The 20,720-nt window shown below is 71.0% G+C and carries 20 protein-coding genes and 2 pseudogenes; 9 read left to right on the top strand and 13 right to left on the bottom strand.

Going from position 1 to position 20,720, the window contains the following annotated elements; genetic code table 11:
• Positions 1-7 precede the first annotated feature (7 nt).
• Positions 8-1,429 carry a recombinase family protein gene (locus tag ABZ646_RS11085; protein ID WP_360515946.1) on the top strand — a complete coding sequence of 474 codons (1,422 nt, stop codon included), beginning with the start codon at positions 8-10 and terminating at the stop codon, positions 1,427-1,429.
• A 57-nt stretch (positions 1,430-1,486) separates the two neighbouring features.
• Complete coding sequence (locus ABZ646_RS11080) at positions 1,487-1,876, top strand: hypothetical protein (RefSeq protein WP_360515943.1); 390 nt, start codon at positions 1,487-1,489, stop codon at positions 1,874-1,876.
• A gap of 412 nt (positions 1,877-2,288) precedes the next feature.
• Here ABZ646_RS11080 and ABZ646_RS11075 read toward each other — a convergent pair whose 3' ends face one another.
• On the bottom strand, positions 2,289-2,642 hold the full coding sequence (locus ABZ646_RS11075) for a helix-turn-helix domain-containing protein (protein ID WP_360515940.1): 354 nt from the start codon (positions 2,640-2,642) through the stop codon (positions 2,289-2,291).
• A gap of 340 nt (positions 2,643-2,982) precedes the next feature.
• On the opposite strand from ABZ646_RS11075, the gene ABZ646_RS11070 reads away from it, so the two are divergent.
• Positions 2,983-3,690: a recombinase family protein gene (locus tag ABZ646_RS11070; protein WP_360515937.1), complete on the top strand. Its 708-nt coding sequence runs from the start codon at positions 2,983-2,985 to the stop codon at positions 3,688-3,690.
• A gap of 21 nt (positions 3,691-3,711) precedes the next feature.
• On the opposite strand, the gene ABZ646_RS11065 is transcribed toward ABZ646_RS11070, so the two are convergent.
• Together ABZ646_RS11065 and ABZ646_RS11060 are read right to left on the bottom strand one after the other, a co-directional pair.
• Positions 3,712-4,341 carry a class I SAM-dependent methyltransferase gene (locus ABZ646_RS11065; RefSeq protein WP_360515934.1) on the bottom strand — a complete coding sequence of 210 codons (630 nt, stop codon included), beginning with the start codon at positions 4,339-4,341 and terminating at the stop codon, positions 3,712-3,714.
• Between the two features lie 75 nt (positions 4,342-4,416).
• Positions 4,417-4,917 (bottom strand): hypothetical protein, encoded by a 501-nt coding sequence (locus ABZ646_RS11060; protein ID WP_360515931.1) that lies wholly within the window; start codon positions 4,915-4,917, stop codon positions 4,417-4,419.
• Between the two features lie 321 nt (positions 4,918-5,238).
• Between ABZ646_RS11060 and ABZ646_RS11055 the strand changes: the two genes are divergently transcribed.
• Positions 5,239-6,012: an XRE family transcriptional regulator gene (locus tag ABZ646_RS11055; protein ID WP_360515928.1), complete on the top strand. Its 774-nt coding sequence runs from the start codon at positions 5,239-5,241 to the stop codon at positions 6,010-6,012.
• 117 nt (positions 6,013-6,129) lie between these two features.
• Here the strand turns inward: ABZ646_RS11055 and ABZ646_RS11050 are convergent.
• Positions 6,130-6,339 (bottom strand): annotated as a pseudogene (locus tag ABZ646_RS11050) (MFS transporter); the annotation flags it as partial.
• A gap of 38 nt (positions 6,340-6,377) precedes the next feature.
• On the opposite strand from ABZ646_RS11050, the gene ABZ646_RS11045 reads away from it, so the two are divergent.
• A complete protein-coding gene (locus tag ABZ646_RS11045) occupies positions 6,378-7,403 on the top strand; it encodes a helix-turn-helix domain-containing protein (protein ID WP_360515925.1) in 1,026 nt (341 codons plus the stop codon).
• Here the strand turns inward: ABZ646_RS11045 and ABZ646_RS11040 are convergent.
• From ABZ646_RS11040 to ABZ646_RS11030, 3 genes are all read right to left on the bottom strand, one after another.
• Positions 7,393-8,442 (bottom strand): Zn-dependent alcohol dehydrogenase, encoded by a 1,050-nt coding sequence (locus tag ABZ646_RS11040; RefSeq protein WP_360515966.1) that lies wholly within the window; start codon positions 8,440-8,442, stop codon positions 7,393-7,395. The two genes, ABZ646_RS11045 and ABZ646_RS11040, sit on opposite strands and share 11 nt — an antisense overlap.
• Entirely contained in the window at positions 8,442-9,596 is a 1,155-nt protein-coding gene (locus tag ABZ646_RS11035) for an acyl-CoA dehydrogenase family protein (protein ID WP_360515922.1), read from the bottom strand. Before ABZ646_RS11035 ends, ABZ646_RS11040 begins: the two co-directional genes overlap by 1 nt.
• 134 nt (positions 9,597-9,730) lie before the next feature.
• Positions 9,731-10,645 carry an SDR family NAD(P)-dependent oxidoreductase gene (locus tag ABZ646_RS11030; protein ID WP_360515919.1) on the bottom strand — a complete coding sequence of 305 codons (915 nt, stop codon included), beginning with the start codon at positions 10,643-10,645 and terminating at the stop codon, positions 9,731-9,733.
• Between the two features lie 86 nt (positions 10,646-10,731).
• Here ABZ646_RS11030 and ABZ646_RS11025 point away from each other — a divergent pair, with 86 nt between their 5' ends.
• Entirely contained in the window at positions 10,732-11,658 is a 927-nt protein-coding gene (locus ABZ646_RS11025; RefSeq protein ID WP_360515916.1) for a cyclase family protein, read from the top strand.
• Positions 11,659-11,987: 329 nt separating this feature from the next.
• Here the strand turns inward: ABZ646_RS11025 and ABZ646_RS11020 are convergent, their stop codons facing one another.
• The 3 genes from ABZ646_RS11020 to ABZ646_RS11010 form a co-directional block, all read right to left on the bottom strand.
• Positions 11,988-12,464 (bottom strand): ATP-binding protein, encoded by a 477-nt coding sequence (locus ABZ646_RS11020; protein ID WP_360515963.1) that lies wholly within the window; start codon positions 12,462-12,464, stop codon positions 11,988-11,990.
• Between the two features lie 552 nt (positions 12,465-13,016).
• The gene (locus ABZ646_RS11015; RefSeq protein WP_360515913.1) at positions 13,017-13,886 is read right to left on the bottom strand and encodes an acyl-CoA dehydrogenase; all 870 of its coding nucleotides are present in this window, start codon (positions 13,884-13,886) and stop codon (positions 13,017-13,019) included.
• A gap of 6 nt (positions 13,887-13,892) precedes the next feature.
• Positions 13,893-15,023, bottom strand: coding sequence for an acyl-CoA dehydrogenase (locus ABZ646_RS11010; RefSeq protein ID WP_360515910.1), 1,131 nt, complete (start codon positions 15,021-15,023; stop codon positions 13,893-13,895).
• 128 nt (positions 15,024-15,151) lie between these two features.
• Between ABZ646_RS11010 and ABZ646_RS11005 the strand changes: the two genes are divergently transcribed.
• Positions 15,152-16,702 (top strand): AMP-binding protein, encoded by a 1,551-nt coding sequence (locus ABZ646_RS11005; protein WP_360515907.1) that lies wholly within the window; start codon positions 15,152-15,154, stop codon positions 16,700-16,702.
• Here ABZ646_RS11005 and ABZ646_RS11000 read toward each other — a convergent pair.
• Together ABZ646_RS11000 and ABZ646_RS10995 are read right to left on the bottom strand one after the other, a co-directional pair.
• The gene (locus ABZ646_RS11000) at positions 16,686-17,198 is read right to left on the bottom strand and encodes an EF-hand domain-containing protein (protein WP_360515904.1); all 513 of its coding nucleotides are present in this window, start codon (positions 17,196-17,198) and stop codon (positions 16,686-16,688) included. The genes ABZ646_RS11005 and ABZ646_RS11000 overlap by 17 nt on opposite strands.
• A gap of 145 nt (positions 17,199-17,343) precedes the next feature.
• Positions 17,344-17,718 carry an STAS domain-containing protein gene (locus ABZ646_RS10995; protein ID WP_360515901.1) on the bottom strand — a complete coding sequence of 125 codons (375 nt, stop codon included), beginning with the start codon at positions 17,716-17,718 and terminating at the stop codon, positions 17,344-17,346.
• A 356-nt stretch (positions 17,719-18,074) separates the two neighbouring features.
• Here ABZ646_RS10995 and ABZ646_RS10990 point away from each other — a divergent pair, with 356 nt between their 5' ends.
• The gene (locus tag ABZ646_RS10990; RefSeq protein ID WP_360515898.1) at positions 18,075-18,656 is read left to right on the top strand and encodes a sigma-70 family RNA polymerase sigma factor; all 582 of its coding nucleotides are present in this window, start codon (positions 18,075-18,077) and stop codon (positions 18,654-18,656) included.
• Entirely contained in the window at positions 18,653-20,014 is a 1,362-nt protein-coding gene (locus tag ABZ646_RS10985; RefSeq protein WP_360515895.1) for a maleylpyruvate isomerase N-terminal domain-containing protein, read from the top strand. The genes ABZ646_RS10990 and ABZ646_RS10985 overlap by 4 nt, the downstream gene beginning before the upstream one ends.
• Positions 20,015-20,187: 173 nt before the next feature.
• Here ABZ646_RS10985 and ABZ646_RS10980 read toward each other — a convergent pair.
• Positions 20,188-20,640 (bottom strand): annotated as a pseudogene (locus ABZ646_RS10980) (formyltetrahydrofolate deformylase); the annotation flags it as partial.
• Positions 20,641-20,720: the final 80 nt, after the last annotated feature.

Below are 20,720 nucleotides of genomic sequence, written 5' to 3'. Positions count from 1 at the left end.
CAGACAGATGGACGTCACCATCTACGTACGACTGAGCCTCGATCAGCATGGCGACGAGTTGGGCGTTCAGCGCCAGGAGGACGAGTGCCGGGCGTTCGCCGCAGCCCGTGGCTGGACCGTACGAGAGGTGATCTCGGACAACGACATCAGCGCCACCTCGGGCAAGGTGCGGCCAGGGTTCGAACGGCTGTTGGCGTCCAAGCCGGACGCGATTCTCTGTTGGCACACTGACCGGCTCGTGCGCAGGACGGAAGACCTGCTGCGAGTGATCGCACTCGGGGTCAACGTCCACGCCATCCACGCCGGACACCTCGACCTGTCGACTCCGGCCGGTCGGGCCACGGCCAAGACGGTCACGGCTTGGGCGGAGTACGAGGGTGAGCAGAAGGCGCTACGGCAGAAGGCGTCGAACCTCCAGGCTGCGAAGAACGGCAAGCCACACAAGGCGGGCTTGCGAACGTTCGGATACGAAGACGACTACGTGACCGTGGTCGATGCCGAGGCGGAGGCGATCCGCAAGGGTGCCGAGATGGTTCTCCAAGGCGAGACCCTGGCGGCTGTCGCTCGCTTCTGGACCGGCCTCGGTCTGCTCGCTCCCCGCTCGTCGTCCGGCAAGGCGAAGGGTGAGGCAGATGGCGAGGCGAAGGGGTGGGGCGTGGGCGGTGTGAAGAAGGTGCTCATCTCCCCTCGGTACATCGCTCAGGTCACCTACCGGGGCGAGGTGATGGGCGCGGGCAAGTGGCCCGCGGTTCTTGATGATGCGACGCACTACGCCCTCGTGTCGGCACTGACGAACCCCAAGCGCTTCACGGGCGGTGCGCGTACGGGCTCGGCCCCTCAGACCCTGCTTGCCGGACTGGCCACGTGTGAGCGTTGCGGGGATACCGTGCGAGGCGGCATGTACCGAGGGACCCCGGTCTACCGCTGCGGACAGAAGCACGTACGCGTGCCCCGGGAACTGGCCGACAAGCGAGCGGGTAACGCCGTCCTGGCGCGGATCGTCTTCCCCGACTTCCTTCCCTGGGTCCTCGCTTCTCGGCAGGAGCAGGGAGACGACTCAGCCCACCTTCATCAGGAAGCGCAGACCCTGCGGGAACGGCTCGACGGGTTGGCTGTGTCCTACGCCTCCGGGTCCATCACCCTGTCCCAGATGACGGCCGGTACCGAGGCGATCCGGTCCAGGCTCGACGAGATCGACGAGAGGCTGTCCGGTATCACTGGCCTGCCCCCGATCGACCCCGTGTCGGGCATCGCTGGCCTGATTCAGGACTGGCCGAACACCCCACTCCCCGTCCGTCGAGCGTGGGTCAAATTCGTCACCACGATCACGATGCACCCGAACGGCTTCAAGAAGGCGGCGAAGATGACCGTGGACGACTACATGACCGTGGAGTGGAACCACACCGCCGACGACGAACAAGACGCGTAGCCTGCCTCACTCTCGTCTCCGCAGGCCCCCCTTGGACCACACCACCAGGAGGAACCAGTGTCATACCCGCAACTGCTCACCCCCGAGGAGAAACTCGCCGACGCGAAGAAGCTGTTGAGCCTCCCGCGTATCGTCGTGCTCTGCGGCTCCACCCGCTTCATGACCGAGATGACCGAGGCCGATCTGCGGGAGACCAAAGCCGGAAAGATCGTCGTCAAACCGGGCTTCGACATGAAGGCGCCGCACGGGCTTTGGTCCGATCCCGCCGAGGCCGAGGCGCTGAAGGTCCGGCTCGGCGAGCTGCACCGGGCGAAGATCCGGCTCGCCGACGAGGTGCTCGTAGTCGGCGACCACATCGGAGACAGCACCCGAGCCGAAATCGCCTACGCCCGGTCGCTGGGCAAGCCCCTGCGGTTCACGCACCCCGAAGTCGACCCTGACGCCTGACCGCCCGCTGCCACCTCGACAACCAGGGCCGGCAGCCCGCCGCCCGACCGTCTCGCGGCGGCTTCGACCGACGCCCACTTCAAACCCTCCGCAGGCATCCCTTGGAATTGATCATCCAGAGGCCGGGGCTTCGTCATGCCGGATCAGAAAGGGGGCGGCTCTTGCCCCGCTTCTTGGAGCCGGTCGGTCAAGCGGTCGTAGTCGAAGTCCACCGGCAAGGGAGCTGCGTACGCGTCGCCGAACCAGCGTCGACACTGGTCCTCTTGCTTGACCTTGCCAAGATCCACAAAGGACAAGGTGGGGGCCGGAGGCCCCCCAAGAGACCCAGCCCCTTCGTCTTCCTGCTGAGGGCCGCTCACGCGGCCCACCTTCGTCGGCTGCTTGCGCTCTTCGTCTTCGCCCTGTCGGCCCCCTACGGGGAGCCGCTCTTCGCCTTCCGGCTTACTCTTCGCCGCTGGCTCCTCGCTCTTACCGCCGTCGTTCTTGAAGGTATGTAGGTTGTATCAGCCATACCCCCCTGCCTCGGCAAGGTGAGCCGGTAGATCACTGGACCATCCGGCACCTTGCCTGTCTTCGTGAGCCAGCCAGCCTTACGGAGCCTGCCTACGATCTTGTTGACCGTCTGCTCTGGAGCCTTCCCGCCGTAGCCGAGTTGCCTGGCGATCGTGCCGTTCGACGGGCACACGTTCCCGCCCGTCTCGTAGTCCGGGTACAGCGCCATGGCGACGCCGACCAACTTCTCTGCGGGCTTCAAGTTCGAGCGCACCAGCGCACGACGCCATACGTGTTCCTGTATCGCGGGCTTCCCTTCTCCGAAGACTCACAAGGACCTCAAAATCTACAGGTCTCCAGAGACGAAAGCGCAGGTCATCGCGCGTGAGGCGCCTCTCAGACGGACCCCAGAACCGTGGCAGGATTTGAGCCGCCAAGACACGGCGGTCGAGCAAGGCCCTTCAGGGGGTCATGCCCCACCCCTTCGCCCTCGCCCTGCACGCCCGGCCGTGCGAGCCGCCACCCACCATGAACATGCGATCAACGTTGCAGTCCCCTGAACTGCACTGTAAGTTTTTCCATGGAAATACTTACGTGATCACTGAAGGGGAGTCGTGAAGCTCGTTGCCTACATCCGCGTATCCGGGGCCGGACAGGTCTCGGACGGCTTCGGCCTGGACGTGCAGGAGAAGGCCGTCAAGGTGTGGGCCAAGACCCACGGTCACCGCATCGTTCACGTATCACGCGACGAGGGCGTGTCTGGTGCGACCGAAGCGCTTGACCGTCAGGGCCTGTCGGAAGCTCTGCTGCTCATCAGGGAGGGCGCGGCAGAGGGGTTGCTGATACCTCGGCTCGACCGGTTGGCCCGTGCGCTCACGGGGCAGGAAGCCACTCTTGCCGTGGTCTGGCGTGACGGAGGGAAGGTCTTCACCGCCGATGGTGGGGAGGTCCACCAGGACGACCCTGACGACCCGATGCGCACGGCCATGCGGCAGGTCATCGGCGTGTTCGCCGAACTCGATCGGCGCATGGTGGTCAAGCGTCTCCGGGACGGGCGTGCGGCCAAGGCGGCATCCGGACGGAAGGCTGTCGGTGCGTACGCCTACGGCTTCCACGGGGACGGAGAGGGGCGAGAGCGCGACGCTGCACCCAACCCCACGGAGCAGGCGGCACAGGCCCGCATACTCGAACTGAGGGCGGAGGGGATGAGCTACCGGGCCATCGGCATGCAGCTCGACACTGAGGGCCTGCCCCCGCGCAGAGCCGCGAAGTGGAGCGCCATGACGGTTCGCTCCGTCTGCCAGAAGGCCGGGGTGACCTGAGACAGGCGCACAGCCTCGCGGTCAGGTCGCCAAGGCACGGACAAGCATCGTGCCCACAGCCTTGCCCTCTGGCGGGTCGATCAGAGACACGCGCACGTCAGAGAAGCCGTGCCCCGTCAGGATGCGCCCCCACTCATCCGGGGTGCGATCGTGCCGCAGTCCGGCTTTGCCGGGCTTCGGCCCCTGGCTGCCCGGAGGCAAATGCGAGAAGGCCAGGATGCCGCCCGGCGCCATGCGCGAGCGGATCAGCGGGAGCAGGGTGTCCGGATCGACGAACCACACGGCACCGAAGATCGAGACCACGACATCGAACGTCTCGTCTGTCTCGCTCAGGAATGTCGTCGCCTCCGCCGTCCGGAACTCAAGGCCCGGCAAGTGGCCCCAGCACTCCCGCGCGACCGTCTCGCGGGCGGGGGCGATGTCCACACCTCGACCCGTCGCGCCAAGCGTCACGAGGTGCGCGAGGTTGCTACCGCTCCCCGACCCGAGTTCCAGCACCCGGCGTCCGGCCACGGGGCCCAGAACGCTCTCGTTCGGCCCGTGATCGGCGTACTGAGTCCAGTTCAGCCAGGTCGTATCACCCTTGGCGTTCACGGTCCTGCGTGGCTTGCTCCCGACCGCGTACCTGTCCCAGGACTCAGCCAATGACATGCAGTGATCCTTTCCAGCATGAGGGGCCCACCCCCAACGTACGGGGACAGGCCCCAACTCACATGCTGCTCACTACTACTTGGGCGAGTCGTGGCACCCTGCGTGGCACTGGTTGCAGTCGGCCGCGTCCTCCATGCCCCACAGGTCGGAGTCGATCTCGAACCCGGCCGCCTTGATGGCCTTGATCGTCTGCTCCAGGACGAGCGGGCCGCCGGTCTTGAGGTCGTGGCCGTCCAGCGTCGCCTTGTCGTCGCTGACGCACTGGACACCGGCCGCCGCCCCCGGAAGCTCCGGTACGTGGTGGATGTACCGGCCGAAGTGCCGGCTGGTGAAGTGGTGGTACGGGATCGAGTCGAGCATGAACGAGTGCCATGCCTCGTCCACCTGCTTGGACGGGCCCATGAGAAGGTCCGGGTTCTCGCCGCACGTGACCAGGTAGGCGATGGCCTGTCCGAACTTGGCATCGGCCAGTTCGCGCGTGTTTTCCGGGTTGCGGAGCAGGAGGGCCACCTCCCGCTCCCACACCTCCGGGGTGACGTACGCCTTCGGGTCGCGGGTCACTACTGCCGTGCTCATGCTGGCTTGCCTCCACGCAATTGGGGGTCCGTGGTGCTCCGGTCATGTCGCCCACCCCCGCACTTGGGGCACAGGCACGGCGGCATCAGGCCAGTAGCGAGGGGTTCCCCGCCCTCACCCTCGTACAGGGTTCGTGGCTTGGTCTGGGTGCCGTCGGCTCTCACCGTGTAAGCGCTGATGCGGATGGACATGACGACCATGTTCCGGATCGATCACGACCATTGCGGCGACGTTCAAGGCGCCCCTCGGGCGTCACGTCGGCGTCACCCCGAGGGCGTCAAACCGGTGTCATTGGAGGCGTGACGTGGCTACCCTCGGATCATGACGACTCCGGCCGAGCGGGAGCGAATCCCCAACGACGTGCTGACTTCTGTGCGCAAGTCGATGAACCTCAGCCAAGACGAGTTCGCCCGGGGCTTACGCGGCGCAGGCGAGGAGTTGGGGGAGCCGAACGACGCCTCCAAGCGGCTCGTGCAACGCTGGGAGTCCGGGGAGACCAGGACATGCCGCCCGTTGTATGCGCGGGCACTGAAGCGGTTCACCGGCCGTTCCCCTGAGTCGCTGGGGTTCGCGATCCCGATGGCACGCGTCCACTCAGACGGGGCAGGAGGCCACGACATGGAGGCTGAGGAAGTCGGCACGGCCGACGCTGTCACAGGCCCGGAGACGGAGCCGCAGAGCGAATACGCGGGCATCTGGCTGTCCCGGTACGAGTTCTACTCGTCCAGCCGCGACGAGACGTTCGACTGCAAGCACCACGTCGTGATCGTCCAGCACGGCAACCGGCTGACAGCCCAGAGCCTGCCCGGAGCATCGACCAACCCGGACAGTCCATTGTCTCTGGATCTCACCGTTGACAGGAACGTCGTCACCGGTACGTGGACCGAGCAGACGGCGGCTGACGGCTACTACCAGGGCGCCTGGTACCACGGTGCGATTCAGCTGCTCATCGAGCCGACGGGCCGACGCATGGCGGGCAAATGGGTCGGGTTCGGCAAAGACTTCGACGTGAACACGGGCCCGTGGGAACTGCGCCTACTCGACCGATCGACAGGCCGCGCGAGCATCGAGCGGTACTCGAACACACCGGAGTGAGGGATCGGGGCGCTCCCCTGTGGGACCGCCCCGTACGGGCGCCTCCCCTGGATTTGCCTCGACCTGTTGGGAACTGGCAGGGACGCAAGACTCGCTTTCATGTTCCCCAAAGCCTCACCACGCGAACTCCGTGTGCAGCGGGTCGATGAGCAGGCCGGGCAGGGAGCGGAAGGCGGCGGCGCCGATGATCGTGACGAAGGTGACGGCGGCGACGAACCAGGCGCGGTGGACGCGCGGGGCGCGGGCCGGCTTCGGGTCCTGGCGGGCTGCTGCGGGTTCGGTTGTCTGGGTCACGCCATAAAGCTTCGGCCGACGGGTTGATTCCATCGAGTGGCCCGAAAGACAGCATTCGCTAGGATCGGGCCATGGACAGTGAGCCCGGTGATCCCGGTTTCCGCCCGCACCGTGTGGTCGTCCTCGCCCTGGACGGTCTGCTCCCCTTCGAGCTGGGCATCCCGCACCGCATCTTCGGCCGCCCCAAGGACCGCCGGGGCCGTCACCTGTACGAGGTGGTGACCTGCTCGGTGCGGCCGCCGGGACCGGTCGAGACCGACGCCGACTTCGCGATCCACGTGGTGCACGGACCCGAGGCGCTGGCCACCGCCGACACGGTGATCGTCCCGGCCTCGTACGAGCTGGGTCCGGTCTTCGAGGAGGGCGTCCTCACCCCCGAACTGGCCGCCGCCCTGGCCCACATCCGCCCCGGCACCCGGCTCGCCTCCATCTGCACCGGCGTCTACGTGCTCGCCGCCGCCGGCTACCTGGACGGCCGCCCGGCGACCACGCACTGGGCGGAGGCGGACCATCTCCAGCGGCTGTTCCCGCGCATCGAGGTGGACGCGGAGGTCCTGTTCATCGACGACGGCGACGTGCTGACCTCCGCCGGGGTGGCCGCCGGCATCGACCTGTGCCTGCACATGGTCCGCCGCGACCACGGCACCGCCGTCGCCAACGACGTGGCCCGCCGCACCGTCGTACCCCCGCACCGGGACGGCGGCCAGGCCCAGTACATCCACCGTCCGGTCCCCGACCTCCAGGCGGCGACCACCACGGCCGCCCGCGCCTGGGCCCTGGGCCGCTTGCACGAACCGATCCAACTGCGCGACATGGCCGAGCAGGAAGCCATGTCGGTACGGACCTTCACCCGCCGTTTCCGCGAGGAGACCGGCGTCAGCCCCGGCCAGTGGCTCACCCAGCAGCGCGTCGAACGCGCCCGCCACCTCCTGGAGTCCACCGACCTCTCGGTCGACCAGGTGGCCAGGGACGCCGGTTTCGGCACCGCCCAGTCGATGCGCCAGCACCTGCAGACGGCGCTGGGCGTCACCCCGACCGCCTACCGCCGTACCTTCCGCACCCGGACCACCCGCACCGCCCAGCCCCTCAGAACGTGAGCACCCCGCGGGCCACCCGTCCCGCCTCCGCGTCCGCGCGGGCCTTCTCGAAGTCCTCCACCGGGTAGGTCGCGGTCACCAGTTCGTCCAGCATCAGGCGGCCCTGCCGGTACAGCTCGGCGTACAGGGCGATGTCGTGCTGGGGGCGGGAGGAGCCGTACCGGCAGCCCAGGATGGACTTGTCGAGGAACATGGAGGCGACGACGAAGGACGCCTCGGCGGTGGCGGCGGGCACGCCGAGGAGGACCGCCTGGCCGTGCCGGTCGAGGAGGTCGACGGCCTGCCGGACCAGTTCGACGCGGCCCACGCACTCGAAGGCGTGGTCGACGCCGTGGGGCAGCAGGTCCTTCACGCCGTCCGTGGAGGTCAGGAAGTCGGTCGCGCCGAACTGCCGGGCCACCTCCTCCTTGGCCGGGTTGGCGTCCACGGCGACGATCCGCAGCGCGCCCGCGATCCGCGCACCCTGGATGACGTTCAGCCCGATCCCGCCGGTGCCGATGACCAGCACGGTGTCGCCGCGGTCCACCCGGGCCCGGTTGAGCACCGCGCCCACACCGGTCAGCACCCCGCAGCCGATCAGCGCGGCGGACGTCAGCGGGATGTCCTTCGGGATGCGCACCGCCTGCACGGCCCTGACGAGGGTCCGTTCGGCGAAAGCGGAGTTGCAGGCGAACTGGTGGACGCCCCGGCCACCGCGCGTGAACGGCTGCTGGGGGCGCCCGATGGCCTTGCGGCACATGGTCGGCCGCCCACGGTCGCAGTCGGCGCAGGCCCCGCAGTTGGCGAGCGTGGAGAGCGCCACGTGGTCGCCCGGCGCCACATGGCCGACCCCCGCACCCACCGCCTCCACCACTCCGGCACCCTCATGGCCGAGCACCACGGGCACGGGGAAGGGGATGGTCCCGTCCACCACGGACAGATCGCTGTGGCAGAGCCCGGCCGCGGACACGGCCACCAGCACCTCCCCCGGCCCCGGCTCCCGGACGTCCAGGTCGTCGACCACCTGGACCTGCTTCCCGTCGAACACCACACCGCGCATCACGACTCGACCCCCTTCGGTTCTCTCGGCAGACCGAGCACGCGCTCGGCGATGATCGTGCGCTGGACCTGGTCCGAACCGCCGTAGATGGTGTCGGCCCGCGAGAAGAGGAACAGGTGCTGGGCGGCGTCCAGTTCGTACGGCGCGGCAGCCGACCAGTCGGCCGGGCCGACGCTCGCGGCCGCGCCCCGCACCAGCACGGCGAGCTCACCGAGCCGCTGGTGCCAGCCGGCCCACAGCAGCTTGGCCACGCTGGGAGCGCCCGGCTCGGCGGCCGAGCTCCCCAGCGTCCGCAGGGCGTTCCACCGCATCACCCGCAACTCGGCCCACTGCCGCACCAGCCGCGCGCGTACGACGGGATCGGCGGCGGCGCCGCTCGCCACGGCGTCCCGCACCACCCGGCCCAGTTCCTCGGCGAACCCGATCTGCTGGGCGAGCGTGGACACGCCCCGCTCGAAGCCGAGCAGGCTCATCGCCACGCGCCAGCCGTTGCCCTCGCCGCCGACGACATGGTCGGCGCGCGCGTGCGCGCCGTCGAAGAAGACCTCGTTGAAGTCGCTGGTGCCGGTCAGCTGCCGGATGGGCCGGACCTCGATGCGGCCGGGCTGGTCCATGGGCACGAGCAGGAAGCTCAGACCGTGGTGCCTGCGCGAACCGGGCTCGGTCCGCGCGAGCACGAAGCACCAGTCGGCCTCGTGGGCGAGGGAGGTCCAGATCTTCTGCCCGGAGACGCGGTAGCCGTCCGCCTCCCGTACGGCTGCGGTCCGCACGCCGGCCAGGTCCGACCCGGCGCCGGGTTCGCTGTACCCCTGGCACCACAGCTCCTCGCCGGCGGCGACGGGCGGCAGGAACCGTGCCTTCTGCTCCGCGGTGCCGTGTGCGAGGAGCGTCGGGGCGAGGAGGTTCTCCCCGATGTGCCCGGAGCGCGGCGGCGCGCCCGACCGGGCGTACTCCTCGGCCCAGGCGACCTGCTGCGTGAGCGTGGCGGTCCGGTTCCCGTACCCGCCCTCCGCCCAGCCGAGCCCGATCCACCCGTCGGCCCCGAGCGTCCGCTCCCACCTGCGCCGGTCCACACCGCCGTCGACGTGCGCACCGAGCCAGGCCCGGACCTCGCCACGAAAGACCTCATCCTCCGGCGCTGAGCCGAACTCCACGGTGCCCTCCAAAGATGGTTCGATTTGACCAGCCAAGGGGCGATGGGGGTCGCCCCGGCCGAGGGCTGGGGGAGGAACTGCGCGAGCGACCGCGACGGCGCCGCACTCGCCCGCACACCGCACCCCCCTGCCCCTCAGGCGTTCGGCCGCTCCCCGCCCCGCGCAGCGGCCTCCATCGCCGCCACCCGTGCCAGCATCGGCATCGGCTCCACCCCCACGCTCCCCGGCAGCACCTCGGCGATCCGTTCCGGCGTCCAGGAACCCCCCTCGGCATACGCGGCCCGCACCTCCGCGGGCTGGGCCCACACCGCGATCTTCGGCCCGGCGACCGTGTAGACCTGCCCGGTGATCCCCGCGTCCCGCGCGGCGTCCGAGAGCAGGTAGACGACGAAGGCGGCCACGTCCTCCGGCTCCCCGATCTCGGCGAGTTCCATCGGCACCCCCGCCGACATCCGCGTACGCGCCACCGGCGCCACCGCGTTCGCGGTCACGCCGTACTTGTGCAGGCCGAGCGCCGCGCTGCGCACCAGCGAGATGATCCCGCCCTTGGCCGCGCTGTAGTTGGCCTGCGAGACGGAGCCCTGGTGGTTGCCGCTGGTGAAGCCGATCAGGGTGCCGGCGCGCTGCCCCCGCATCACCGCCGACGCCGCCCGGAACACCGTGAACGTGCCCTTGAGATGGGTGGCGACCACCGGGTCCCACTCCTCCTCGGTCATGTTGAACAGCATCCGCTCGCGCAGGATCCCGGCCACGCACACGACCCCGTCGAGCCGCCCGTACGAGGCCAGCGCCACGTCCACGATCCGCTGTCCGCCCGCCATCGTGGAGATGTCGTCGGCCACGGCGACCGCCTCGCCGCCCGCCGCCTCGATCTCCTTGACGACGGCCTCGGCGACCTCGCTGGTGGGCGACGCGCCGTCGACCGACACGCCGTAGTCGTTGACGACGACCTGCGCCCCCTCGGCCGCCGCCGCCAGCGCCACGGCCCGTCCGATACCGCGCCCGGCACCCGTCACGGCGACGACCTTGCCTGCCAAGAAGTTCCCCATGCCCGGCCCCTTCCCGCGGTTTCTGACGGACCGTTAGATTTTATGGCGCGTCTGATGTGCGGACACAAGCCCCGGGGAGGAACCGGATGTCACTGCCGGCTGAGTTCCACGACATCGCCAAGCGCGTCAACAACTGGGGGCGCTGGGGCACCGACGACGAACTCGGCACGCTGAACCTGATCACCGACGAGGTGGTCCGGGAAGCGGCCGTGACCGTACGCACCGGCCGGCGGGTCCCGCTGGCCCTGCCGCTGCGGGAGGACGGCGTGCAGACCGGGATGATCCCCGGGCGGGTCAACCCCCTGCACGCGATGGTGCAGATCAACCAGGAGCTGTTCGGCCCGGGGACGGTCGCGTGCAGCGACGACGCCGTGACGATGGGGCTGCAGGCGGGCACCCACTGGGACGCGCTCACCCATGTCTCGCACTCGGGGCGGCTGTACAACGGCCGCCCTGCGGACACCGTGACCGCGCACGGCGGGGCCGCGTTCGCGGGGATCGACAAGGCGCGGCACATCGTCTCGCGCGGGGTGCTGCTGGACGTGGCACGCGCGCGTGGCGTCGAGCGGCTGGCGGGCGGCCACGCGGTCACCCCGGAGGATCTGGACGCCGCGCAGGAACTGGCCGGGACGACGGTGCGCGCCGGTGACATCGTGCTGGTGCGGACCGGCCAGGTGCAGGTGTACCTCGCCGGGGACAAGCACGGGTACGGCTACCCGTCGCCGGGCCTTTCGGTGCGGACCCCTCAGTGGTTCCACGCACGCGACGTGGCGGCCGTCGCCAACGACACCCTCACCTTCGAGATCTTCCCGCCCGAGATCGAGGACCTCTGGCTGCCCGTGCACGCCCTGGACCTGGTCGAGATGGGCATGCTCCAGGGCCAGAACTGGAATCTCGAAGAGTTGTCCACAGCCTGTGGAGAAACTGGCCGGTACGCGTTCCTGCTGTCGGCGACGCCCGAGCCGTTCGCGGGCGCGACGGGCAGTCCCGTCGCGCCCGTGGCCGTCCTCTGAAGCCGGGCGCGGCGCAAGCGGGCGTGCAAGTCGGTGTCACGCCGGGAACCGGCGTGACACCGACCCTCCCCCATCCCCCCTGCATCCGGACGGCCACGCGCGCCGGCCCGCCCCGAGCCCGGCCCCGCACACCACCGTCCGTCTCGACCCACACTCGGCGAGGGCGTCCGTGGCCGGACCCCTCACCGTCCCCTCGCGGCGAATCGCAGACCTCAAGCGTGTTCAAATGGTCACGGGGCGTCAACACCCGTTCGGGGTTTACCCGTCACACCCCGGTTCACAATGGGCGCGCACGGATGCAACCCCCGGCGCATCACCGCACACGGGGATCACACCGCCTCGAACGCCAGCCCCTCGAAGGCGGCCAGGTCGCCCCCGTACGCCACCGCCGCACCCTGCCGGGGCTCCGAGCACCGGTCCAGTTCGCACCAGATGCGCTTGCCGGCGCCTTCACGGCTCCAGCCCCAGCGGTCGGCGAGTCCGTCGACGAGGGCCAGGCCGCGGCCCCCGGTCGCGTCCCCGTCGACACACCTCGGCACGGGCGCACGGGTGCTGCCGTCGGCGACCTCCAGCCGTACGGTGGCCGGGTCCGCGGCGTCCGCTCGGTCCGTGCCCGGCAGCGAGAGCCGCAGCACGGCCGGCCGGCCGGTGTGCACCACGGCGTTGGTGACCAGCTCGGAGACGAGCAGGATCAACGTCTCGGCCAGCGGCTCGTCCACCGCTATACCGGACCCCGCGAGGCGCGAGCGGGCCCACCTTCTGGCTCGCCCCACCTCCGCGGGGTCGGGCCGGATCTCCAGCTGCACTTGAAGCACCTGCACCGCTCACACCATCCGAACCGGCGGACACATGAACCCGCGCCGAGCCAACGCCACGACGAGGACCGCGACGACAAGGGCGACGAGGGCCACGATCGTAGCCATTTTCTGCATGGCCAGAACAACGGCCAGGGCAAGGGTTACGGAACGTGATTCCCTTACGAGACAGCATGGTTGACGTACAGTCACCCCAACAAGCGCTTCGGGCATATTCCAGCGCGAAGGAGTACGCCTACGGCATACTGTGCGACGCTCGCGGCGGGGAGTCGAACAGGCGGGGACGCAAGCCCTTACCGCCTTGCGAACAGCGGCACACGCCACGAGCCGCGGGGCCGCCTCGACGGCGCCGTCGGCATGGCTCGTCCTCGGAACCACTCGCATCCCACAGAAGGTACCGGAGCGGACACCCGACTCCAGCCCGTGACGAGTCACGCGTTGGACACAACCCGGTATCAACGCTCCGTGACTCCGGTATGCCACAATCCGCGACATCTCGGCCGCCAGGACGCCGATTCCGCAGACCAGAGGCCTTTCGAACGCTCACCCGAGCAGCTCGGCGGCGAGCATTTCCTCACTTTCCGTAACGCCCCCGCGACGCTGGGATCGCACCCATGTCCGTTTGAGGAGCAGGTGCACCTCCGTCTCCCAGGTGAAGCCCATCCCGCCGTGCACCTGGAGACAGTCCCGGGTGCCGGCCACGGCGGCCTCGTCGGCGAGCAGCCGGGCTGCCGCGATGTCCAGGGGGTCGGCGGTCACGGCGGCCGCGTAGACGGCCGCACGCGCGGTCTCGGCCCGCACCAGCATCTCCGCGCACAGGTGCTTGACCGCCTGGAACGCCCCGATCGGCTGCCCGAACTGCACGCGCGTGCGAGCGTGTTGCACGGCGAGCTCGCACGCGCGCGTGGCCGTGCCCAGCTGTTCGGCGGCGGTCAGGAGCACGGCCACCGGATCCGGGGCCGCCGCAGGGGCGCCCGGAACCCGGTGCAGGGGCGTCAACGGGTCCACCGACCGCAGCGGTACGGCCCCCGACGCGTCCCCCGTCACCACGTCGGCCTCGGCCAGCCACTCCACCAGGCCACCGTCCACGCGGGCCACCACGGTCTCCCCGTCGGCCGCGCCCGGCACGTCGGCGGCCGCGAGGTGGGTGGCCAGCAACGGGCCGGTCAGCAACGCCCGTCCGGCCTCCTCGAACACCAACACGGCCTCCGGCAGGCCCAGTCCGACCCCGCCCGCGGCCTCCGGCAGCCGCAGCGCGAAGAACCCGGCCGCGCCCAGCTCCCGCCACAGCTCCCGGTCCAGGCCCGGCGCGGCCACGGCCGTCCGGAGCGCCGCGCCGTCGAACCGGCGTCCGAGCAGCGCCCGCATGCCGTCCCGCAACGCCTCCTGCTCACCGGTCAGTCGGAAACGCACGTCCGCTCACCGCCCCTTCGGCAGTCCGAGGATCCGCTCGGCCACGATGTTCCGCTGGATCTGCGAGGTCCCGGCGGCGATGGTGTACGACAGGGAGGAGAGCCGGTCGAGGACCCACGGCCGGTCCAGGTCGAGCGCGTCGGGGCCGAGCACGGCGGCCGCCGCGTCGTACAGCTCCTGGCGCGCGTGCGAGTAGCGCAGCTTGAAGACCGAGCCGCCGACGCCGGGCACGCCCCGGCCCTCCGCCTCGCTGACGTTCCACTGGGTGAGCCGCCACAGCGCCCGGAACTCGGCGTTCAGCCGGCCGAGGCGGCGGCGCAGCACCGGGTCGTCCCAGCCGCCGTTCGCATGTGCCACGCGCGCGAGGTCGCCGAGCACCCGGCGGCAGGCGACGACCTCGCCGACGAAGGCGGTGCCGCGCTCGAAGGAGAGGGTCACCATGGTGACGCGCCAGCCGTCGTTCTCGGCGCCTACCCGGTTGGCGACCGGGACCCGCACCTCGTCGAGGAACACCTCGGCGAACTCGTCGGAACCGGCGAGCGTGCGCAGCGGCCGTACGGTGACGCCCGGGGCGTCCATGGGCATGGCCAGCCAGCTGATGCCCCGGTGTCTCGGCGCCCCGGGGTCCGTCCGCACCAGCAGCTCGCACCAGTCGGCGACCTCCGCGTGCGAGGTCCAGATCTTGGACCCGCTCACCACGTAGTCCTCGCCGTCGCGCCACGCGCGCGTGCGCAGTGCGGCGAGGTCGGAGCCGGCGTCCGGTTCGCTGAAGCCCTGGCACCACACCTCGTCGCCGCGCAGGATCGGCGCCAGCCAGCGGGCCCGCTGCTCCTCGGTGCCCTCGGCCGCGATGGTCGGACCCGCGTGCAGCAGGCCCACGAAGTTGGCGCCCACGTAGGGCGCGCCGGCCTTCTCGGTCTCCTCCAGGAAGATCAGCCGGATGGTGGGGGAGGCGTCCCAGTGGACGTCGGCGTACCCGGCGTCGTGGAGCGTGCGCTGCCAGCCGAGGTCGTAGGCGCGGCGGCCCGGCCAGTCCTCGGGGCGCGGCTTCGGCGGCAGGCCCGGGAGCACCTTGGCGAGCCACTCCCGAAGGCGCGCCCGGAAGTCCTCCTCCTCGGGCGTGTACGACAGATCCACCGGCAGGCACCCCCACGGAGCTGATGGTTCGTCAGATCTCGCAGGCTAGCCCCGCACCCCTGGACCGGCAAGGCGCCAGGACCTACGATCTGACGACTCGTCAGCTGGAGAGGGACAGGGGCCCGGCCATGGACGACACGAACGCCACCGCACACGAGCTGAGCGCCTCCCGCACCCTCTGGGACCTGGCCGCCCGCCGCGCCGAACTCACCCCCGACCGCCCGGTGTTCCTCCAGGGCGACCGCACCCTGTCCTTCGGCGGACTGCGCGCGCGTGCCGAACGCGTCGCGGCCGGTCTGTACGGCATGGGGGTGCGCCCGGGCACGGTCGTCGCCTGGCAGCTGCCCACCCGGATCGAGACGGCCGTACTGTCCTTCGCCCTGGCCAGGCTCGGCGCCGTGCAGACCCCCGTCATCCCCTTCTACCGGGACCGCGAGGTCGGCTTCGCGCTGCGCGAGTCCAGGGCCGAGTTCTTCGCCGTACCGGGCGTGTGGCGCGGCTTCGACCACACGGAGCTGGCCCGGCGACTGGGCGCGAAGGGCGTCTTCGAGGTGTACGACGCCGACGGGCTGCCGGACGGCGACCCGGCCGTCCTGCCCGCCCCGCCCGCCGAGGGCACCTCGGTCCGGTGGATCTACTGGACCTCGGGCACCACCTCCGACCCCAAGGGCGTGCTGCACACGGACCGTTCGCTGATCGCGGGCGGTTCGTGCCTCGCGCACGCGCTGCGGCTCACGGCGGACGACGTGGGCTCCATGGCCTTCCCGTACGCGCACATCGCGGGCCCCGACTACACGGTGATGCTGCTGCTGTACGGCTTCCCGGCGGTGCTGTTCGAGCAGTTCGCCCTGCCGGACGCGCTGCCCGAGTACCGCAGGCACGGGGTGACCGTGGCGGGCGGGTCGACGGCGTTCTACTCGATGTTCCTGGCCGAGCAGCGCAAGCGGCCGGGGACCAGGGTGATTCCCTCGCTGCGGCTGCTCGCGGGCGGCGGGGCGCCCAAGCCGCCGGAGGTGTACCACGCGGTGGTGCGGGAGATGGGGGTGCAGCTGACGCACGGCTACGGCATGACCGAGGTACCGATGATCACGATGGGGGCGCCGGACGACACCGCGGAGAACCTGGCGACGACCGAGGGGCGGCCGCCGGCCGGGATGGAGATACGGATCGCCGAGGGCGGCGAGGTGCGGCTGCGCGGGGAGGCGGTGTGCCAGGGGTACCTGGACCCCGCGCAGACCGCGGAGGCCTTCGACGAGGACGGGTTCCTGCGGACCGGCGACCTCGGTCAGGTGACCGAAAGCGGTCACCTGGTCCTCACCGGACGGCTCAAGGACGTGATCATCCGCAAGGGCGAGAACATCTCGGCGAAGGAGATCGAGGACCTGCTCGCCGCGCATCCGGAGGTGGGCGACGCGGCGGTGGTGGGGCTGCCCGACGCCGAGCGCGGGGAGTTGGTGTGCGCGGTGGTCGAGCAGCCGCCGGGCGCGGCCGTGCTGACGCTCCCGGAGGTGGTGGCGTACCTGCGCGGGGAAGGGCTGTCGGTGCACAAGCTGCCGGAGCGGCTCGAGGTGGTGGCCGCCCTGCCGCGCAACGAGACGCTGCGCAAGGTGCTCAAGTACCGGCTGCGCGAGCGGTTCTCGGGCTCCTCCGCGGTGGCGGCCCCTACTCCGGAATCGTGAAGTAGCGGGCGAACGCCGGGACGATGTCCGCCTCCGCGACCCTGCCGTCGCCGTCGGTGTCGAGGCCCGCCGCGACCGTCGCCGCGGCCTCCGGGGGCACGCCGAGGACGCGCAGGACGCGCACGGTGCCGGGGACGGTCGCCGTGCCGTCGCCCGCGGTGTCGGCGAGGGCCAGGGCCGCGTGCAGGAAGGGGCGGGCGATCTCGGCGAACCGGTCGGGGTTGTCGTGGAGCCGCTTGACCGCGCCGCTCACGAACTCCTCGCGGGTGATGCGCTGGTCGCCGTCCCGGTCCGCCATGCCGGCCATGCCCTGCCAGAAGGCCTCGGCACCGGCGTACAGGGCCTGGCCCCGGTCGGAGCGGGCGGGGGTGCCGAACTCGGCGAGCAGCGCCTTGGCCGCCGAGCTGAAGTCCTCCCGGTCGATCCAGCCGTTGCCGTCCTGGTCGAAGGTTGCGAACCGGGCGGCGATCCGTCGCTCGTACTCGGTGCTGACCATGTCTGTTCGGGCCGCCTTACGTGACGTGGGGTTCTCCTCGCAGGGAGCGTACGACGCGGGCGACGGCCGGGGAGCGGGAAAACGTCGGTTGTGCCAAGACCGGGGGAATTCCGGGACAACTGTGGGGCAGTGTCCGGGCAGTGCCCTAGGCGGACAGGGGGTCCTCCTCGTCGGAGACCGCGCTGTCGGTGTCGGCGTACACGTCGAACAGCCGTCGGACGCCGAGGGCGCCGAGGACCCGGTTGACGTGAGAACCGTCACTCGCGCCCCGGGCCGGCAGGATCAGCCGCAGCCGGCCCCGGCAGGAGCGGATCAGGCGTCGGGCGGCGATGAGGACGCCGACCCCGCTGGAGTCGCAGAAGAAGACGTCGGACAGGTCCAGGACGAGACTGTGATGGCCCTCGGCCACCGCGTCGTGCACCCGCTGGCGCAGGACCGGTGAGGTCACCAGGTCCAGTTCGCCCGACACCGCGAGCACGGCCCACTCGCCCTGTTCCTCGCCGGTCACCTTGAAAGCCACGGCTCAGCCCTCCGCTCGCCGGATTTCCGGAACCGCCCGGAAACGGAGCCAGTTCCTACGCTTCTTTTCGCGCGGCTGCCCAGCGGCCGTTCCCCGAAACCCTGGATGACAAACGAGAGACGATCAGGGAAGGTCTTGTTTCGGTCACTGTCGATCCCGATCGATCCTGTTCGATCGGAAAACAGGAGGTTCGGTCGCACACCGCTGTGCCAGGGAGCAGCGCAGGGCGGCCTCTACCACTCCGGGTCCGGCACGGGGCGCGCATTGGCACAAAGGGGCGTGCGTCGCCGGACGTGCCGACTACATTCGAGGAGACGGTGCAGACACGCTGGACACGGGCACGGGGAGGGGGCCGCATGGCGAAGAAGGACACACCGCCCCGCTGGGACCGCAAGATGCAGCAGCGGCTCGCACGCGGCGAGGCCGCCGCCCTCGGCGAGCTCTACGACCGCTTCGCCTCGCTCGTGCACGGCCTCGCCCACCGCGTCCTCGGCGACGAGACGGCCGCCGACTCCATAACCCGGGAGGTCTTCGTCCACGTCTGGGAGCATCCCGACGCCTACGACCCCAGGCAGGGGCCGCTGCGCTCCTGGGTCGCCGCGCTGACCCACCGGCTGGCCGTGCAGCGCCTGCGGGCCACCGAGACAGCCGCGCTCCCGGCCGGTGAGGGCGGCGGCACCGAGGCCGCACAGGAGCTGGAGCGCAGGGTGCGGCGGGCGTCCGTCGCCGCCCGCGCGGACTACATCGTGCACTCCATGCCGACCCCGCTGCGGGCCGCCCTCGACCTCGCCTACTTCCAGCGCCGCGACTACCGGCAGACCGCGGCGGACCTCGGCGTCACCGAGGACGAGGCCCGCCGCCGGCTCCGCCTCGGCCTGCAGCTCCTCTCCACCGCCCACGACACCACCACCCCGCCGGGCTACGGAGCCGACGCATGAGCGCCCCCTTCGACCCCCCGAACGGCCCCGACCCCGACGAGGGCCCCGCCGCGGACCACGGCATCTCCGGCTCCGGCTCCGATCGCGGACCCGGTTCGGGTTCCGGTTCGGATCGCGGGTCCGGGGGCGGTGGCGAGGGGGCCGGTGGTGGGGGCGAGCGGGGGCGGGTGCCGCGCATACCGTTGCCGCGGGCTTCCGTCGAGGACGGCGGGGAGCCGTTGCCCGAGGCGGTCGAGCTGCCGTCCGTACCGCTGGAGTTGTCGCACGACGTCCTGAAGTCGCTGCTCGGGGCGTGGGCGTTGGCCGCGTGTTCGGCGGCGGAGGCGCTCGCCGTCGAGGCCCACCTCGGGAGCTGCGGGGCCTGCGCGGACGAGGCGCGGCGGCTGCGGGAGGCGGTCGGGCTGCTGCACCAGCCGGAGAGCCTGGACCTCGACCCCGGGTTGCGCACCCGCGTCCTGGAGGCCTGTCTGGACCGCCGGCCGGCCCGGATCCCGCTCCCCGCGTGGGCGGCGCCCTACGACGCCGAGACCGCCCGCCTGGACGCCCTGGTCCAGGACATCGGCGACGCGGAGTGGCACGCGCCGGTACGGCTGCGGTGGTTCGACGGCACGGACCCGACGAGCCGCCGTACGACCGTCGCCGGGGTCATCGCGCACCTGCTGTCCGTGGACGGTCTGGTGGCGACCGCACTGGGCCTCGAGGACCCGCTGGGCGAGGCCCGCGCGACCGGCCCCGCGGCCCGTACCGAGGCCTTCTGGCGGGCGTCGCACTTCCCGCCGACCCGGGCGCTGCGGGTGCCCTGGCGGGAGCAGAGCCACCGCCTCGTGCAGACGGTCTCCTTCACCGGCGGCGGCGCCGGGCGCCTCGGAGTGTCGTACGGCGACTTCGAACTGCCGCTGCACGACGCGATGCTGGACCGGGCGTTCGAGTGCTGGGTGCACGCGGGGGACATCGCGGACGCCGTGGACTACCCCTACGGGCCGCCCGCCGCCCGGCACCTGCACAAGATGATCGACCTCGCCGCACGGATGCTGCCCCTCGTCCTGGCGGCACGCCGGCAGGCGGGGCTGGCGGCGCCCGGCCCGACGCCCCACCTGGTCCCCGCCGGGCAGCCCGGCCGGAGCCTGCGGCTGGAGATCGAGGGCAGTGGCGGCGGCGAGTGGCTGATCCCGCTGGACTCGCCGGGAGCGGTGGGCTCGGCGAAGTTCGAGGTGGCGCATGTGGCCCTGGACGACGTGGAGTTCTGCCAGCTGGCCGCGGGGCACGTGCCGCCGGAGGAGGCGGCCGCGGGGCAGCTGGGCGACCGCGTCGCGATCAGGGACGTCCTGTTCGCGGCGGCGAGCCTGAGCAGGATGTAGCGGACCGTGGGGGGGTGGTTCGGTCGTAGGGCGCCCGCGGGTGGGGGCTGATCGCGCAGTTCCCCGCGCCCCTGAGAGGGGCGCTGCTGCAACGCGCCTTTCAGGGGCGCGGGGAACTGCGCGAGCGACCACGAACCAGCCGCGGCCGCCCTACGACCGAACCACCCCACCCCTCAGGCGAAGACCACCGTCCGGCGGCCGTTCAGCAGGATGCGCCGCTCCGCGTGCCACTTCACCGCTCGGGCCAGCGCCTGGCACTCCACGTCGCGGCCGATCGCGACCAGCTGGTCCGGGGTGACGTCATGCCCCACCCGCTCGACCTCCTGCTCGATGATCGGCCCCTCGTCGAGGTCCGCGGTCACGTAGTGCGCGGTCGCGCCGATCAGCTTCACCCCCCGCGCATGCGCCTGGTGGTACGGCTTCGCGCCCTTGAAGCTCGGCAGGAACGAGTGGTGGATGTTGATGATCCGGCCGCTCAGCTGCTTGCACAGGTCGTCCGAGAGGACCTGCATGTAACGGGCCAGCACGACCAGCTCGACGTCCTGCTCACGGACCAGTTCGAGCAGCTGCGCCTCGGCGTCGGCCTTGGTCTCCTTCGTCACCGGGATGTGGTGGAAGGGCACGTGGTCCGACGGCAACCTGGTGCTGCGCACCGCACCCGGCAAGGCCACCCTCTACCTGGACGACGAGGAGATCGTCGAGAACA

The organism is Streptomyces sp. NPDC007162 (assembly GCF_040634175.1).
GTDB lineage: Bacteria > Actinomycetota > Actinomycetes > Streptomycetales > Streptomycetaceae > Streptomyces.
The sequence above is the reverse complement of the archived record's forward strand: the minus strand, read 5'-3'. Positions and strand labels throughout refer to the sequence as shown.